This is a genomic window from Qiania dongpingensis (genome assembly GCF_014337195.1).
Lineage (GTDB): Bacteria > Bacillota > Clostridia > Lachnospirales > Lachnospiraceae > Lientehia > Lientehia dongpingensis.
Window position 1 is genome coordinate 515,843 of record NZ_CP060634.1, and the last position, 15,033, is coordinate 530,875.

Genomic DNA, 15,033 nt, shown 5'->3' on the forward strand with positions numbered 1-15,033 from the left:
GATCGGCCTATTTAGACGCTTTCGTTTTTACCCTCTTCCGTTTCACCCGGCGTTCATCCAGTCTCGTCACATCGAAGCGCTTCGTCAAAAATTTGGTCAGGCAGTTGATTCCCAATACGATGATCAGCAAAACCAAAGCAATCCCGAAAGCGTCGTCGTATTTCGCGTTGGTCATTCTAAGATACATCTGGATGGTAAGGGTCCCTCCGGACTCCAGTATCTTATGAAAGGCGCCGAAAAGGGATTTGGGCAGAATATAGCCGCTTCCCGCGGTAAAAATAAGGGCTGCCGACTCTCCGACAATGCGCCCGATGGCAAGTATCACGCCAGTGATAATTCCCGGCATGGCAGACGGCAGGAGAATCGTGCGTATCATATACCACTTCGTAGCTCCGATTCCCAAAGCTCCGCTTCTGTAGTTGTCCGGCACGGTCCGCAGAGCCTCCTGAGTATTCCTCGTGATCAGGGGAAGGATGAGCAGAGTCAAGGTCAGCGCTCCGGTCAATATGGAAAATCCAAGATGAAGTGTTGTTCCAAAAAACACCATGCCGAACATACCAAAGATGATGGAAGGAATTCCGGACAACGTCTCCGTCGTAAATTCAATCATCCGGACAAGCTTTCCCGGCTTTGCATATTCATTCAGATAGATTGCGGCCCCAATGCCGAGAGGCGTCGCGATCAACAGGGTTATGACAATGATATACAGCGTATTCAGCAGATTCCCCGCAATACCGAAGGTATTGTTCTTGCTGCTCTGCACCGTGGTCAGAAATGTCCAGTTGACGGATCTCACGCCTCTCACGACCACATATCCCACGATTCCTGCCACCAGGCAGATTGCCAGTGCCGCGCACAAATAAATGAGAGCTGTGAGTATCCCGTCCGACAATCGTCTGCGCTTCGTATATAAACTAACGGCATTTGTCCGCATCCTTTGCTCCTTTCTTCATTATCCGGTTTAACACCAGATTGATGATCATGATAAAGACAAACAGCACAAGTCCGATGGTAAACAGTACTTCTTTATGTAATCCCTGGGAGTAAGCCATTTCACTGACCATTGCCGTCGTCAGGAACCGGACCGAGCTGAACGGAAGCGGGAAGTTGACTGAGTTTCCGGCCACCATACAGATTGCCATGGCTTCTCCTATGGCGCGCCCCACGCCCAGCACGATGGCTGTCACAATGCCGGATTTTGCCGACGGTAGGATGACACGAAAGATCGTCTGGATCCGTGTAGCGCCCAGGGCCAGTGAAGTCATTTTATAATCTCTCGGTACGGCGCGGATGGCAGATTCACTGATATTGATGACTGTGGGAAGAATCATAACAGCCAGAACAAGGACCGCACAGAGCAGATTTGCTCCTCCCGTCCATTGATGCGTGGAGGAACCTTTGAAAACCCACATTTCCAGCTTATACATGAGAGGGTTCAGGATCAAAAGCCCGACAAGCCCATATACCACGGAAGGAATCCCCGCAAGAAGCTCTACCGCGGGCCTGACCATCCTCGCCAGCTTCGGCGGAGCCACCTCCGCCATGAATACTGCAGTCAGAACACCGATGGGGACTCCTATGAGGACTGCCATTCCTGTCCCGATAACAGATGTCAGAATGATATACAGGATACCAAAGCTCGGTTCCGCACTTGTAGGACTCCAGACTGTCCCAAATAAAATCTCCAGGATGCCGACTTTGTGAAGTGCCGGCGTCCCTTTTGCAATCATATACACCGTGATGACGATAACAGCGGCCACTGCGAAAAAACCACAGGCAAGAAACAGGATTCCCGCAATCTTTTCCGCCGTATTCTTGGCTTTGCTGTTTCCCACAATGCTGAATGTCGATTGATCCATAACTATTCCCTCTTTTTTCTTTTCTCACTTCGCTTCTCCATAGAAAATATCATTTTTTTCTTTCAGCCAACACCACTGTACTGTATAAACTGCGTAAAGTTTCTGTAAATCGCCAAAAGCGCCTGTCTCCGACGGGCAGCCGGAAACAGGCGCTTTTTCTTTTCTTCTTTTTGATTCATGTCATTACATCAGCAAGGACTGCCACATCCAGCCCAGATAATCTCCGAAACCGGCTGCTTCCACAGACTCTGCAGCCAGGATATCCACAGTTCCCAGAGTCTTGCCGCCCAGCATATAGGTGAGACTGCCCACTATATCCCCTTCCTGGACCGGCGCCTCCAGCTTTTCCGGGATGGATATCTGACGCTCTATGGCGCTGAAATCCTCTCCGTTCGTGCTGAGATAAGAAAACTCTCCGCCGTAGCGAAGGGATACCTCCGGTACAACTCCCATCGCTACCGGAAGCTTCGGAAGCTCCTCCCGGTTTTCATCCGAATCTGTGTAAAGCTTGCAGCCCGCAAACCCATAGTTTAACAGGCTGGCCGCTTCACTGAACCGTACTTTAAAATCCGGTGCAGCCATAATGACCGCAATCAGTTCCACCCCATCCTTTTTGGCCGTAGCCGACAGGCAGTATTTCGCCAGGCTGGTGCTCCCCGTCTTTAAGCCGGTGACCGTGAATGAATTGCTCATTTTCAATAGTTTATTGGTATTAGACAAGCAAAATTCACTGGTGCCCTTGTTCGTCACATGTGTGATATTTTCCATCCAGATCGTGCTGTAATTTTCAATCTCCGGATATTTTGTGATGAGCTCCCGGCTCATGAGAGCCACATCTCTGGCAGAAGTCAAATGGGTGCCCGAATCCGTCAGACCGCAGCAGTCCTCAAAATTTGTACTCTCCATGCCGAGTGATTTCGCTCTTTCATTCATCTGGCGGACAAATTCGGACTCGCTTCCGGCTATGTACTCTGCCATGGTCACAGCCGCATCATTCCCCGACGCGATCACGATACATTTTATGAGCGTCTCCACAGTCTGAACTTCTCCTTCTTCCAGAAACACCTGAGAACCGCCCATGGATTTGGCATATGCGCTGGTGGCGACTTGATCATCCAGGGAAATCCTGCCGTCCCTTATGGCATCAAAGATCAAAATCAGCGTCATGATCTTCGTAATACTAGCGGGGCGCAGGGCCTCATCCGGATTTTTTTCATAGATCACGGTTCCTGTGGAGGCTTCTATCAAAATAGCGGCCTGAGCGGTTATTCCCAGGTCCGCCTGAACTCCGCTTCCCTGGGATGAGGTATTTTCCCCCTGGCTTTCTTCCGCTCCCTGGACGCTGCTCTCTGGCTGAGCGGCGCTCTCTCCAGTTTCCTCTGTCCCGGATGTTTCTGCCGAAGCCGGCAGTGCCTTTCCGGATGTTTCTACTGCCTCTCCCGGCACATCCTCCTGTTGACTCTGTCCTTCTTCCGGCTGTCCGGAGACTGGCTTCTCTGCTGCTCCGGAACTGCCTCCGGCTTCTACGGATTCCATTATCTCCGGAATCACAGATGGCTGTCCTTCATCGGACGCGAACACGGGCATACAAAGTGATACCATCATGCAAAGCGACAGACAAAGGGCAGCCGTCATTCGATACAATCTTTTCATAAAACCGACTCCAGGGTCTTATCATTACTTCTATTCTATTGTCTCCGGCAAGATTCTATGACAACCCTGATCCGGCCTTTTCCTCATATCCATTGGGATTGTTTTTCTGCCATCTAAAGGAATCTCTGCACATATCCTCCAGATTCTTTTCCGCATGCCAGTGAAGAATCTGTTCCGCCTTAGATGCGTCTGCATAACATTCCGCTATATCGCCTGCCCGGCGTTCCACAATGTCATAAGGGATCTTCACTCCATTGACTTTTTCAAACGCCTTCACGATATCCAGGACACTATATCCAATCCCGGTTCCCAGATTGACCGTCTCAACTCCCTTATGCCCTCCGGCATAGTCCAAAGCCGCCACATGCCCCTTCGCCAGATCGACCACATGAATATAATCCCGGACTCCTGTCCCGTCGGGCGTCGGATAATCATCTCCGAATATCCTCAGGCGCGGCAGCCTTCCCACCGCTACCTGAGAAATATACGGCATCAGGTTATTGGGAATCCCGTTGGGATTTTCCCCTATCCTTCCGCTTTCATGGGCTCCTATGGGATTGAAATACCGCAGGAGCACCACCGACAATTCCTCATCCGCTCTGGCCGCATCCCTGAGGATCTGTTCAATAAAGACCTTCGTCCACCCGTAAGGATTGGTGCAGCTCCTGCCCACCGGCATTTCTTCTGTCAAAGGTACTTTTTCCGGCGTCCCGTATACCGTGGCCGAAGAGCTGAAGACAATCTGCCTGCATCCATATTTTTTCATCAGCCTGAGCAGCGTAAGGGTGCTGTCCAGATTATTCCGGTAATATTCCAACGGCTTCTCTACGGATTCTCCCACCGCCTTAAGACCTGCAAAATGAATCACAGCTTCAATCCGGTGCTCTTTGAATATTTGTTCCATCGCTGCCTCATCCGCTGCATCCACGTTATAGACCGGGAATTCTGCGCCGGCAAGCTCTTCCGCACGCTTCACCGCCCCCGGACAGCTGTTGACAAAATTATCCGCGATCACGACCTGACGGCCGCTTTCCGCCACTTCGATGGCCGTATGAGTTCCAATATAACCGGCGCCTCCGGTCAGCAATATTTCCATTTTTCTCCTCCTGTTTTTTGGTGTCACTATAAAATTTTCTCTTTAATACAAATATAAAAAGGCGTACCAGACGGTACGCCCTTGTTCCGTTCTTGCGAATGTGCACACAGCCCTGACAACACAGTACACAGGCACACAGCCCGGCGAGTAGGATCGGCACTGCGCCAGCCCAGACTCATTCTCTGAACGAAAGATTTGTGCATTGCTGTTGCTTTGAGATTCACAAAAGTATGTCCGCTTAACCCATAAGCCGACACCATGAGGGAAATACCCTGTCGGATGTGTAGCTCTACCCGGAAGCCCATCTCACATATCAAGCAGGTTTCCTGACTTACAGTTCTCCGCTCAGCCTCTCCTTCTCGCATGATAGGGTTTGCAATGGATGACGAGGCTTCGCTCCCTGAATACAGTGACCGGATCGCTCAGGATTCTGACCTGATTCCCTTTTTCCTGTCAAAGGACAGGCACTTGATACGGCAATATTTCTTTGCACACCCTCACTATACCATATCTCGTCCATAAACGCAACTGAAAAAACCGATATTCCTCCTATCCGCTTTTGCTCAGGAACCTCCGGAACCATCCTTTTTCTCCTGCTTCAAAACGTACGGCTCCGAGACACTCAGTACGATATTGTCATCGCTCACCTGGCCGACTGTAATCTCATTGTCGCCTTCCTTGAGCTTTACATCTGCCGCATAGAGAAGATTCTGTGAAACGCAGTTGGTCTCCCATGCCTTTCCATTCACATAGATCACACTGTTCTTTGTATAGTTCCATCCAGTTACATAGAGCCCCTTATTCTGGAGCAGCACCCGGTTGATGCTGATCGGCTGTACTCCCATGTGCAGATTAGTCGCCTCATAGGGCATCTCTCCTTCAAACACATCCTGATCTCCATAAAGGATATCATATTCCAGTATCTTCATATCATTCAGATATGTTTCTTCTTCCTCCGCGGTATGTGATGTCTTCTGAAGGTATGCCTGATGGTAACGGAACATCGTCCCCTTTTTAAGACCCGCCTTATCCATCACATAGGCTCCCAGCTGATATGCCTCTACGTTCCGGCTGGTCCTCGCAAGACCCATGTTGTCCCAGATGACATATTCCGTCTGGAATAAATCCCCATTCTCCAGCTTATCTTCCGTCAGATTCAGGCTGGGCAGATGATCTCCGTACATAACGAGGATAGTTTCCTCATCCCGGCTTTCCAGATATGAGATCAGCTCTCCCACAAAGGTATCCATTTCATGAATCTGTTCCACATAATATTCCATAGCGTTAGTCTCCCCCTCTGTGGGAAGCCCCGTCACCTGCACGACAGGAGAATCCAATACCTTCTCCTGAGGATAAGAGCCATGCCCCTGTACGGAAATCGTATAGATCACATCCGCCCCGGAAGTGGAATTCAGCACCTTCGCGATCTGTTCTGTCAGAATCTCATCCTTCGCCCATCCCATATAAGTGGTATCATATCCTGTCATGTACTCCAGAGAGGTGAACGTATCAAACCCCAACTGGGAAAACACCGTATACCGGTCATAAAAAGTGCCGGAATTGTTGTGGATCGCCTGAGCATGATATCCTATCTCTTTCAGGTCAAAACAGATGCTTTCGGAAACCTGCTTCTGCAGTACCGTTTTATAAGGATATTCTCCAGGCCCAAAAAAATCCAGGTTCATGCCGGTGATTACCTCAAACTCCGTGTTGGCGGTCCCCGCCCCAACGGAAGGCACCCACAGATACCCGGAGGAATACTGTTCCATCAGCTTTCGGAAATTGGGAATCGGGTCTTCCGAGCATTCCATATGAAGATACTTGAGCGGATCGCTGAAGGATTCCAGCTGCAGGAAGATAATATTCGGCGTCTTTTCTGTCACCGCCACTCCCTGCTCATTGACCACGTCCGGCCTGTTCTCCACAACGAGCGGAGCTGACACATGCTCCTCCGGAACGATTTCCTCTTTTTTAATTTCCTTGACCACCTCCGTACTGTAGTCCCCCGGTTTGCTGATCCCAGTATTGATGAGGCTATTGGCAAAGCAATAGGAAAATCCATAATCCTGATATGCCTGAGCCAGATTGCCAAACTGGTTCGCCAGGACCCCGGTGCTCTTCCCCACACTGTTGATTCCCAAAAGAGCCATAAAAGAGAATACTACAAATATCAGAGATTTAATATAGGAAGGCTTCTTCCCTGAACGCGGTAGCTTTCGGAACAAAATAACCAATGCCACGATAAGCGCAGCGACAGCTATAGCCAGAAGGACCAAATGCCACCAGGAAAGATATTTTCCGGCCACTGCCATCGCATCCTTCGTCAGGCGGAGATCCGCCCCGTTAAACGGCGTGACGCGGCATCCCAGGAGCACAAAGTTCACAATCCCAAGAATCAGCCAGATGACACTGATGACAGCTGAGAGAAACAGTTTTCTCCGGACCAGAAGAAGGAGTGAAAAGCTCCAGAATATGATACAAGCGTTAAAAAGAAAGATATGCGGCCTTGTGCCGACAAAAACAGCCAGGCTGATAAAAGACCTCCTGGACAGCAGCTCTACAAAAAGATTCAGCAATATGGCTGCAAGAAAACAGCTGAGCAATGGATGCCGCGCCGTCTTCTTTTGAACATTCTCAAAAAATTCCTTCATTTTCCCACCCTTTTTTCCGATTGTTCTATAGATGACTATAACAGATTTTCCGCCCAATTCCTATAGGTGATTTTTACTAATTTCTTAGGTATTTCTTAGAATTCTCTGGAAAATCTTTATGCCGCTATATATCTGCTTTTCTTGACATCCCCCCGAAATCCTTTTATAATAGGTTGCTGTATACTTTATTATTTTAAATGTGAAAGGAAATAACTATGAACTTTGTTTTGGATATCATAAAAGGCGCAGTTATCGGCATTGCCAATGTCATCCCCGGCGTCAGCGGCGGAACCATGGCCGTATCCATGGGAATCTACAACAAGCTGATTTCTTCTATCACCCATCTGTTCAAGCAGTTTAAAAAGAGTATCGCAGCTTTGTTTCCGATTTTGCTCGGATGCGCCGTGGGAATCATCTGTTTTACGTACGCCATTAAATATCTTCTCGGCAATCAGCCCCTTCCCACCTGTCTTACGTTTCTCGGCCTTATCCTCGGCGGCGTGCCTATGCTGGTCCGGGAAATGAAGAAAGGAATCCGGAAAAACCGCGGCGGCCGTGTAACTGTATTCAACATCTCAGCGTTTGTAATCTTGTTCGCCTTTGCGATTATCCTTCCTCTGCTGCAGGGCAGCGAGGACACCCTGAAAACGCTTACCGCTACTCCCGGTACCATCGTTCTGCTGTTTTTCCTCGGCGTCATCGCTTCTGCCACCATGGTGATCCCCGGTGTCAGCGGCTCTATGGTCCTCATGGTTCTCGGATACTATTACGGCGTGATCAATTCTATCACCAGCTTCGTGGATGCATTAAAGGCAGGCAACTGGTCAGCCGTCATGTCCCAGGCCGCCATCCTTGTGCCTTTCGGTATAGGGGCTATCCTGGGCATTTTCCTGATTTCTAAGATGATCGAATATCTGTTCGCAAAGCATACCGTTTCCACCTATGCGGCGATTTTGGGCCTGATTCTCTCTTCACCCTTCGGAATTTTTTATAATACCAACGCACTGACACACTTCTCCGTGGCCGGCCTCATCATCGGACTTATCCTCATGTTCGCCGGCGGCTATGCTACCTATATCATGGGAGAAAAAAATGCCTGATAAAAAGGAGGCCGTATCATGAGCTTTGAATTCATCAGTAAGCTGCCGACTCCAGCCGAAATCCGCCACCAATTCCCCTTGTCGGAACAGCTCACCAAGGAAAAACACAGACGCGATCAGGAGATCCGCGACGTTCTCACCGGAAACAGCGATAAGTTTCTGGTCATCGTGGGGCCCTGTTCTGCCGATAATGAGGATTCCGTATGTGACTATGTATCCCGTTTGGTGAAAATACAGGAGGATACGAAGGACAGGCTGCTTATCGTTCCCCGCGTCTATACCAACAAGCCCCGCACTACCGGCGAAGGCTACAAGGGCATCCTTCATCAGCCAAATCCGGAAAAGGCTCCCGATCTGTTTGAGGGACTTTTGGCCATCCGCAAGCTGCATATGAGGGTTCTGCAAGAAAGCGGCCTGTCCGCTGCGGACGAGATGCTCTATCCGGAAAATTACCGGTATCTTTCAGATTTATTATCCTATGTAGCCGTGGGCGCCCGTTCTGTGGAAAACCAGCAGCACCGTCTCACCGTCAGCGGCATGGATGTGGGCGCTGGCATGAAGAATCCCACAAGCGGTGATTTTTCCGTTATGCTGAATTCCGTCATAGCCGCTCAGCATGGACATACCTTCATCTTCCGCGGCTGGGAAGTCCATACCGACGGAAATCCTTACGCTCATACCATTCTGCGAGGCGCGGTAAACAAGCACGGGCAGAGTCAGCCCAATTACCACTATGAGGATCTGAGACTGCTCTGCGACATGTACGCAAAACGGGATCTGCAGAATCCTGCCTGTATCGTGGATACCAACCATTCCAATTCCAATAAGCAGTACAAGGAACAGATCCGGATCGTAAAGGAGGTTCTCCACAGCAGACAACATTCCCTGGATATCCGCAGCCTGGTCAAGGGAGTCATGATAGAAAGCTACATTGAACCTGGTAGCCAGAAGGTAGGAGGCCATATATACGGCTGCTCCATCACAGATCCCTGTCTCGGGTGGGAAGAATCCAGGCAGCTGATATACGATATCGCGGAATTGGCATAAAGAAACAGAATCTATTAAATACATCTTGTCCAGCCCCGTCTTAAGCTATGCCGGCTGTCCTGCCTAAAAGTAGACCTTCAGCAAAAGCGGATTGATATAGCACTCACAGATGATACCAGGCAGCAGGCAAAGCAAAGTGATCAGCAGGAGCAGGATATCCTTTGGCATCCGTATCCGTCTGTACTGTCCCCAGTCCTTCTGCTTTCTCATAAAGGAATATATCTGGAATCCGCGGGCATACAGGAGTATAAGCGCCGGCACATAGAAAAGAGCCTGCGGCAGTATACTGCATAAAAAATAGAGAATCCCGGTCCGTCCAAATACCATGGTCCCAAGGGAAATACGTACTCCCGCCGTGAAACCAAGCCATCCCATCGACGCCCAAAGAGATACGCTTCCAAAAGCCGTCATGGACAGCAGCCAGATCGCTCCCACTTCCATCAGGCGAAGCCGTAAAACATAAAAAAAATAACTTTCCCTTGCAAAATCCTGCTGCTTCAGGGCGTCTCCAACCTGTGTGAAATAAAGCTCCCAACTGCCCTGTCCATTTTTACCGGTCAGGTTAGCCGCCAGAGTCCCCAGCAGCAGAGACGCGGCAAAAACGATACAGGCCATTTTCCAAAGTTTTCCGTTCTTCTCCATGATTTCCTCCATCCTATACCTTAACGCACGGAATGCGTCTGCCCATAGGGCATGTATTAAGGAATGCCCTTGGGTACAGCTACAGATACTATATGATGGGGAAACCATGGTTATGCCCGCTTGACCTGATACGCCAGCAATGCGGCGATGGTCTTTCCGTCCGTTATCTTCCCTGTGAATATCATATCAAGAAGCTCTTGCAGGCCATATTCTTCCACATCCAGAAATTCATCCTCATCCAGGTGCTGCTTAGAAGGAATCAAGTCGGAAGCCAGATAAATCCCGATGATCTCATTACAAAAGGCTACCGTCGTATTGACATTTATCAGCCATTCCAGCTTTCCCGCACGAAATCCGGTCTCTTCCTCCAATTCCCTGGCTGCACAGACTTCTTTAGGCTCTCCCGCAAAATTAAGGGCTCCAGCCGGTATCTCCAGCGTATAACGCTCCAGAGCATTTCTGTATTGCCGTACCATAAGAATCTTTCCTTCCCTTGTCACGGGGACTACCGCAGCCGCTCCTTTATGCTCCACAAAGTCCCAGACTGCCGTATGGCCGTTGGGAAGCGCCATATAATCTTTATAAATATTAAGAATCTTTCCCTGATAAGCCAATTCCCGTTTGACTCGCACGATCTCTTCCATTTTTCCACTCCTTTTATGAAAACAATATAGTAATAAAGATACCCCATCCTAAATGAATCAAACGATTCACTCAGGATGGGGCATCTGTACTCTCCTGTTAAACCCAAACCATTATTTTGCGTAATCCGTAACTCGTGACTCACGAATAACGTTAACCTTAATCTGACCAGGATATTCAAGCTCCGACTCAATCTGCTTCGAGATATTCCTTGCCATCAGGACCATATCGTCGTCACTCACCTGCTCCGGCACAACCATGATACGGACTTCACGTCCTGCCTGAACAGCAAAAGATTTGTCCACACCTTTAAAGGTATTCGTAATATCTTCCAATTGCTTCAATCTGTTGGTATATGTTTCGATTGTCTCACGGCGCGCACCAGGACGTGCAGCGGAAATAGTATCCGCGGCCTGTACGATACAGGCGATCAGCGTCTCCGGTTCCACATCGCCATGATGAGATTCTACCGCATTGATCACTATAGCTGATTCTTTGTATTTCCTACATAATTCAACACCCAGCTGAATATGTGAGCCTTCCATTTCATGGTCCACTGCCTTGCCGATATCATGCAACAAACCAGCCCTCTTAGCCATACGCACATCTACGCCGATTTCGGCAGCCAGGAGTCCTGACAAATGCGCAACTTCAATCGAATGTTTCAAAGCATTCTGTCCATAACTTGTCCTGAACTTCATCTTACCCAGAAGCCGAACCAGCTCGGGATGGATACCGTGGATGCCAACCTCCAAAACAGCGGCTTCTCCTTCTTCCCGAATCATAGTATCTACTTCTTTTTGGGCTTTTTCAACCATTTCTTCAATTCTGGCCGGATGAATACGTCCATCTAAAATCAATTTTTCCAAAGCGATTCTGGCTACTTCGCGTCTGATTGGATCAAACCCTGATAAAATCACAGCTTCCGGCGTATCGTCAATAATCAGATCCACACCAGTAAGCGTCTCTAAGGTACGGATATTCCGCCCCTCCCGGCCGATGATACGGCCCTTCATCTCATCATTGGGAAGCTGAACAACAGAAATCGTTGACTCCGCCACATGATCCGCCGCACATTTCTGAATGGCGGTGACCACGTACTCTTTCGCTTTCTTGCCCGCTTCTTCCTTTGCTCTCGTCTCCAGTTCCTTAACCAGCTTTGCAGTATCATGCTTTACATCATTTTCAACAGTTTTTAAAAGATATTCTTTTGCTTGTTCGGAGGTAAATCCTGAAATCCGCTCCAGCTCCTGCACTTCTTTCTCAAAGAGTTCCTCGGCTTCCTTTTTCTTTTTCACCAACGCCTCTTCTTTGGCAGATAAACCGGCTTCTTTCTTCTCCAGTGCCTCGGACTTTTTCTCTAAATTCTCTTCCTTGCTCAATACTCTTCGTTCATATCGCTGTATCTCCGCTCTTCTCTCACGGACCTCTTTTTCCAAGTCATTCTTCGTTTTCATGGATTCTTCTTTGGCCTCTAAGAGAGCTTCGCGCTTCTTGGTTTCCGCAACTTTTAACGCTTCATCTATGATTTCTCTTGATTTTTCTTCCGCTTTGCCGATCTTGCTCTCGTATACCTTCTTGCGGTATGCAATTGCAATAAACCAAGTAATAGGAGCTACAACACACAGTGTAATAATTACAGCAATTATAGTTCCTCCCACAGGAGCACCTCCTTATTTAGTTTTCATTGTACATCACTTACCGTACGCAATGGCAGACATACCATAAGTACTACAACAATACAATTCTAAACTTTTTTCCGGTTACTGTCAAGCATTATTACACGGTGTGCGAAAAACGTCAGAAATCGAAGAGCCTTTCATCACACTTCTGTCTTCTGCTCTTTTCCTGCCTTTTTAGAAGCGGTCTCTGCGCCCTTTGCGTCTGCCTCTTCCCCTGTTTCAAATCCGTAGTGGATTCGTACTTTTCTCTCGATTTCTTCCATTACAGACGGGTTATTCGCCAGGAAGAGCTTTGCGTTCTCACGGCCTTGGCCAATCTTGTCCCCGTTATAGGCATACCACGCGCCGCTTTTCTCCACTATATTCTCTTTAGCCGCCAGATCAAGGATATCGCCTTCCCTGGAAATCCCTTTTCCGAACATGATATCAAATTCCGCCTCTTTAAAAGGAGGAGCCACTTTATTCTTCACTACCTTTACGCGGACCCGGTTTCCGATCATCTCTCCGCCCTGCTTGAGCGTCTCAATCCTTCTCACATCCAGGCGTACGGAAGAATAGAATTTTAACGCGCGCCCTCCGGTGGTCGTCTCTGGATTCCCGAACATGACGCCCACCTTCTCACGAAGCTGATTGATAAAGATGACTACACAATTGGATTTGCCGATGACCGCCGTCAATTTCCGGAGCGCCTGTGACATCAGCCTGGCCTGAAGCCCTACGTGGGCGTCCCCCATGTCCCCGTCTATCTCCGCCCTCGGCACGAGCGCCGCCACAGAGTCCACGATCACGATATCCACCGCCCCGGAGCGCACCATGGTCTCGGTGATCTCCAGCGCCTGTTCCCCGCTGTCTGGCTGAGAAATATACAGATTATCAATATCCACGCCGATTTTCTTTGCATAAGAGGGATCCAGCGCATGCTCCGCATCAATAAACCCGGCGATTCCGTCCCGCCTCTGTACCTCAGCTACCATATGGAGGGCAACTGTGGTCTTGCCGCTGGACTCCGGCCCATAAATCTCTACGACACGTCCCCGGGGAATACCTCCCAGTCCAAGCGCAATATCCAGGCTCAGCGAACCGGTGGGAATCGTCTCAATATTCATATTGGCAGTGGAATCCCCCAGCCTCATGATAGACCCTTTCCCATATGCCTTCTCAATATGCATCAGAGCCGCGTCCAGGGCTTTCTGCTTTTCTTCCTTTACCATTGTATACCCTCCAATTATCAGAACGGATGTTCGTTCTTTTCTGTAAATAATAGTAATATAGTTTCACGTAAAAGTCAACTGGTTTTTCTTTCTGAAGCAGCCTGCCGCTTAACTATCGGGAAAATCCAGGGGAATCCCTGAATAAAAGAATAGGATAAAAGAAGAATAACATATTTCGGGGAAAACCGCAAGCGTTTTCCCCTGTTCAAAAACTGTTCACGTGTAGTGCATGAAGAACGGTCAGTCGTCATATGTGAAGCCGTGTCTCAGGAAAATCCCTTTCAGGATCCGGCCGCCGCATTCTATGCTCCGCATCCGCGCTTCTTCCGTCCCATTAACAAGCTTCACGCATATATGGCCTCCATTTTCGGAATGAGAATAGCTCCCGTCTATGATTCCCGCCCCGCTCAGCCATATACCGCTCCACGGGCCCGGCACGTCGGCAGGATAAAGGCTCAGGGCCCAGCCGCTCCGGATTTCCGCCCGGATTCCCGTAGGGATTCGGATCGACTCTCCGGGCATCAATGTAAATGCGACGGGTGAAAAGAAATCATAGCCCGCACTGTCCTCGTTTTCTCTCTCCGGCAGTCTGATGGACGCATATATTCTTTCAATATCCATATTCCGCATCATGACACTCCCCGCAAACAATTCCTCCCAATCATTTCGGAACTGTTCCAGCCCTATTTTATCAAATCTTCCTATCCTTTTCATATTGGCATTCTCCTTTCTGACTCTTCTTATTCTGCCGCCCATATATCCGATTGGCCACCGGGGATTCGAACCCCGCACATCCTGCCTGGATCGCCTGCCCAAAAGTTGGATGGCCAGCCTGTTTCTGATTCGTAAGACCTCATTCTCACCGCCTTAAATCCGCGGACTATTGAATTAAAACTTACTGGAACAAAAACCTTCCCTGGATTATCATTCCGGGTTCTTCACCTTTTTGCCGGGGATGGGGTCCTGCCGGCAGGGTTTTCCGCGGACGTACGTTTCCGCGGGGATGATTTTCCTCTCATACCTGCAAGAAGCAGCGGATGAAGGTATTGAACCTTCTTCTGATGATTCAAAGTCATCTGTGTCCTCCTGTCCACCAATCCGCTCATCTCATGATCATACAGTGTACTGCCCCCGGTAAAGGAACAGCCTTATCAGTCTGTCGCTGTAATGTACATCCACACAGATAATCGTCTGCCTTCCGTTGTCGTCCGTTCGTATCTGGAGAATATCCGTTTGAGTCTCTTTCAGATATCCGTCCAGCTCTTCCCATTTTTTACGGATAATTTTTGACCTCTCCGGAATTATGATCACATATTCCGGAGGATTTGCAAAATGATAGACACCACGGCCAGCCAGCATGTCAAAAAGCGTAACTAAATTAATTGTTTTCACAGTACCCACCCCTTCTGCGCCTTTATTTTCAGGAATGACGCGTAGTTGTCTTATATTT

13 protein-coding genes, 1 tRNA gene and 1 riboswitch are annotated in these 15,033 nt (G+C 49.0%); of the genes, 2 read left to right on the forward strand and 12 right to left on the reverse strand.

Going from position 1 to position 15,033, the window contains the following annotated elements; all coding sequences use genetic code 11:
* Nucleotides 1–7 precede the first annotated feature (7 nt).
* The 5 genes from pstA to H9Q78_RS02545 form a co-directional block, all read right to left on the reverse strand.
* Nucleotides 8–934 (reverse strand): phosphate ABC transporter permease PstA, encoded by a 927-nt coding sequence (pstA, locus tag H9Q78_RS02525; protein WP_249303427.1) that lies wholly within the window; start codon nt 932–934, stop codon nt 8–10.
* Nucleotides 915–1,859, reverse strand: a complete 945-nt coding sequence (gene pstC / locus H9Q78_RS02530) for a phosphate ABC transporter permease subunit PstC (RefSeq protein ID WP_249303428.1) — start codon at nt 1,857–1,859, stop codon at nt 915–917. The genes pstA and pstC overlap by 20 nt, the downstream gene beginning before the upstream one ends.
* Nucleotides 1,860–2,042: 183 nt before the next feature.
* The gene (locus tag H9Q78_RS02535; protein ID WP_249303430.1) at nt 2,043–3,512 is read right to left on the reverse strand and encodes a D-alanyl-D-alanine carboxypeptidase family protein; all 1,470 of its coding nucleotides are present in this window, start codon (nt 3,510–3,512) and stop codon (nt 2,043–2,045) included.
* A 55-nt stretch (nt 3,513–3,567) separates the two neighbouring features.
* Nucleotides 3,568–4,608 (reverse strand): UDP-glucose 4-epimerase GalE, encoded by a 1,041-nt coding sequence (galE, locus tag H9Q78_RS02540; protein ID WP_249303431.1) that lies wholly within the window; start codon nt 4,606–4,608, stop codon nt 3,568–3,570.
* A gap of 299 nt (nt 4,609–4,907) precedes the next feature.
* Nucleotides 4,908–5,095: riboswitch (cobalamin riboswitch) on the reverse strand.
* Nucleotides 5,096–5,171: 76 nt separating this feature from the next.
* Nucleotides 5,172–7,259: a sulfatase-like hydrolase/transferase gene (locus H9Q78_RS02545; RefSeq protein WP_249303432.1), complete on the reverse strand. Its 2,088-nt coding sequence runs from the start codon at nt 7,257–7,259 to the stop codon at nt 5,172–5,174.
* A 215-nt stretch (nt 7,260–7,474) separates the two neighbouring features.
* Here H9Q78_RS02545 and H9Q78_RS02550 point away from each other — a divergent pair, with 215 nt between their 5' ends.
* Nucleotides 7,475–8,359, forward strand: coding sequence for a DUF368 domain-containing protein (locus H9Q78_RS02550; RefSeq protein WP_249303433.1), 885 nt, complete (start codon nt 7,475–7,477; stop codon nt 8,357–8,359).
* Between the two features lie 18 nt (nt 8,360–8,377).
* Nucleotides 8,378–9,406, forward strand: coding sequence for a 3-deoxy-7-phosphoheptulonate synthase (locus tag H9Q78_RS02555; protein WP_147596618.1), 1,029 nt, complete (start codon nt 8,378–8,380; stop codon nt 9,404–9,406).
* Between the two features lie 63 nt (nt 9,407–9,469).
* Here the strand turns inward: H9Q78_RS02555 and H9Q78_RS02560 are convergent, their stop codons facing one another.
* The 7 genes from H9Q78_RS02560 to H9Q78_RS02590 all read right to left on the reverse strand — a co-directional run bounded on the left by H9Q78_RS02560 (nt 9,470) and on the right by H9Q78_RS02590 (nt 14,975).
* Entirely contained in the window at nt 9,470–10,048 is a 579-nt protein-coding gene (locus H9Q78_RS02560; RefSeq protein ID WP_249303434.1) for a stage II sporulation protein M, read from the reverse strand.
* Nucleotides 10,049–10,158: 110 nt separating this feature from the next.
* Nucleotides 10,159–10,692, reverse strand: a complete 534-nt coding sequence (locus H9Q78_RS02565; protein WP_249303435.1) for an NUDIX hydrolase — start codon at nt 10,690–10,692, stop codon at nt 10,159–10,161.
* A 111-nt stretch (nt 10,693–10,803) separates the two neighbouring features.
* Entirely contained in the window at nt 10,804–12,351 is a 1,548-nt protein-coding gene (gene rny / locus H9Q78_RS02570; RefSeq protein WP_147596621.1) for a ribonuclease Y, read from the reverse strand.
* Nucleotides 12,352–12,512: 161 nt separating this feature from the next.
* A complete protein-coding gene (gene recA, locus H9Q78_RS02575) occupies nt 12,513–13,583 on the reverse strand; it encodes a recombinase RecA (protein WP_249303436.1) in 1,071 nt (356 codons plus the stop codon).
* A 240-nt stretch (nt 13,584–13,823) separates the two neighbouring features.
* Entirely contained in the window at nt 13,824–14,297 is a 474-nt protein-coding gene (locus H9Q78_RS02580; protein WP_249303438.1) for a dCTP deaminase/dUTPase family protein, read from the reverse strand.
* 317 nt (nt 14,298–14,614) lie between these two features.
* Nucleotides 14,615–14,686 (reverse strand) — tRNA-Gln (locus tag H9Q78_RS02585).
* 10 nt (nt 14,687–14,696) lie between these two features.
* On the reverse strand, nt 14,697–14,975 hold the full coding sequence (locus tag H9Q78_RS02590; RefSeq protein ID WP_249303439.1) for a DoxX family protein: 279 nt from the start codon (nt 14,973–14,975) through the stop codon (nt 14,697–14,699).
* Nucleotides 14,976–15,033 lie beyond the last annotated feature (58 nt).

What these genes read in the sequence shown, in the direction of transcription:
- pstA (WP_249303427.1), bottom strand. Translation starts at nt 934, where the DNA reads ATGCGGACAAATGCCGTTAGTTTATATACGAAGCGCAGACGATTGTCG.
- pstC (WP_249303428.1), bottom strand. Translation starts at nt 1,859, where the DNA reads ATGGATCAATCGACATTCAGCATTGTGGGAAACAGCAAAGCCAAGAAT.
- H9Q78_RS02535 (WP_249303430.1), bottom strand. Translation starts at nt 3,512, where the DNA reads ATGAAAAGATTGTATCGAATGACGGCTGCCCTTTGTCTGTCGCTTTGC.
- galE (WP_249303431.1), bottom strand. Translation starts at nt 4,608, where the DNA reads ATGGAAATATTGCTGACCGGAGGCGCCGGTTATATTGGAACTCATACG.
- H9Q78_RS02545 (WP_249303432.1), bottom strand. Translation starts at nt 7,259, where the DNA reads ATGAAGGAATTTTTTGAGAATGTTCAAAAGAAGACGGCGCGGCATCCA.
- H9Q78_RS02550 (WP_249303433.1), top strand. Translation starts at nt 7,475, where the DNA reads ATGAACTTTGTTTTGGATATCATAAAAGGCGCAGTTATCGGCATTGCC.
- H9Q78_RS02555 (WP_147596618.1), top strand. Translation starts at nt 8,378, where the DNA reads ATGAGCTTTGAATTCATCAGTAAGCTGCCGACTCCAGCCGAAATCCGC.
- H9Q78_RS02560 (WP_249303434.1), bottom strand. Translation starts at nt 10,048, where the DNA reads ATGGAGAAGAACGGAAAACTTTGGAAAATGGCCTGTATCGTTTTTGCC.
- H9Q78_RS02565 (WP_249303435.1), bottom strand. Translation starts at nt 10,692, where the DNA reads ATGGAAGAGATCGTGCGAGTCAAACGGGAATTGGCTTATCAGGGAAAG.
- recA (WP_249303436.1), bottom strand. Translation starts at nt 13,583, where the DNA reads ATGGTAAAGGAAGAAAAGCAGAAAGCCCTGGACGCGGCTCTGATGCAT.
- H9Q78_RS02580 (WP_249303438.1), bottom strand. Translation starts at nt 14,297, where the DNA reads ATGAAAAGGATAGGAAGATTTGATAAAATAGGGCTGGAACAGTTCCGA.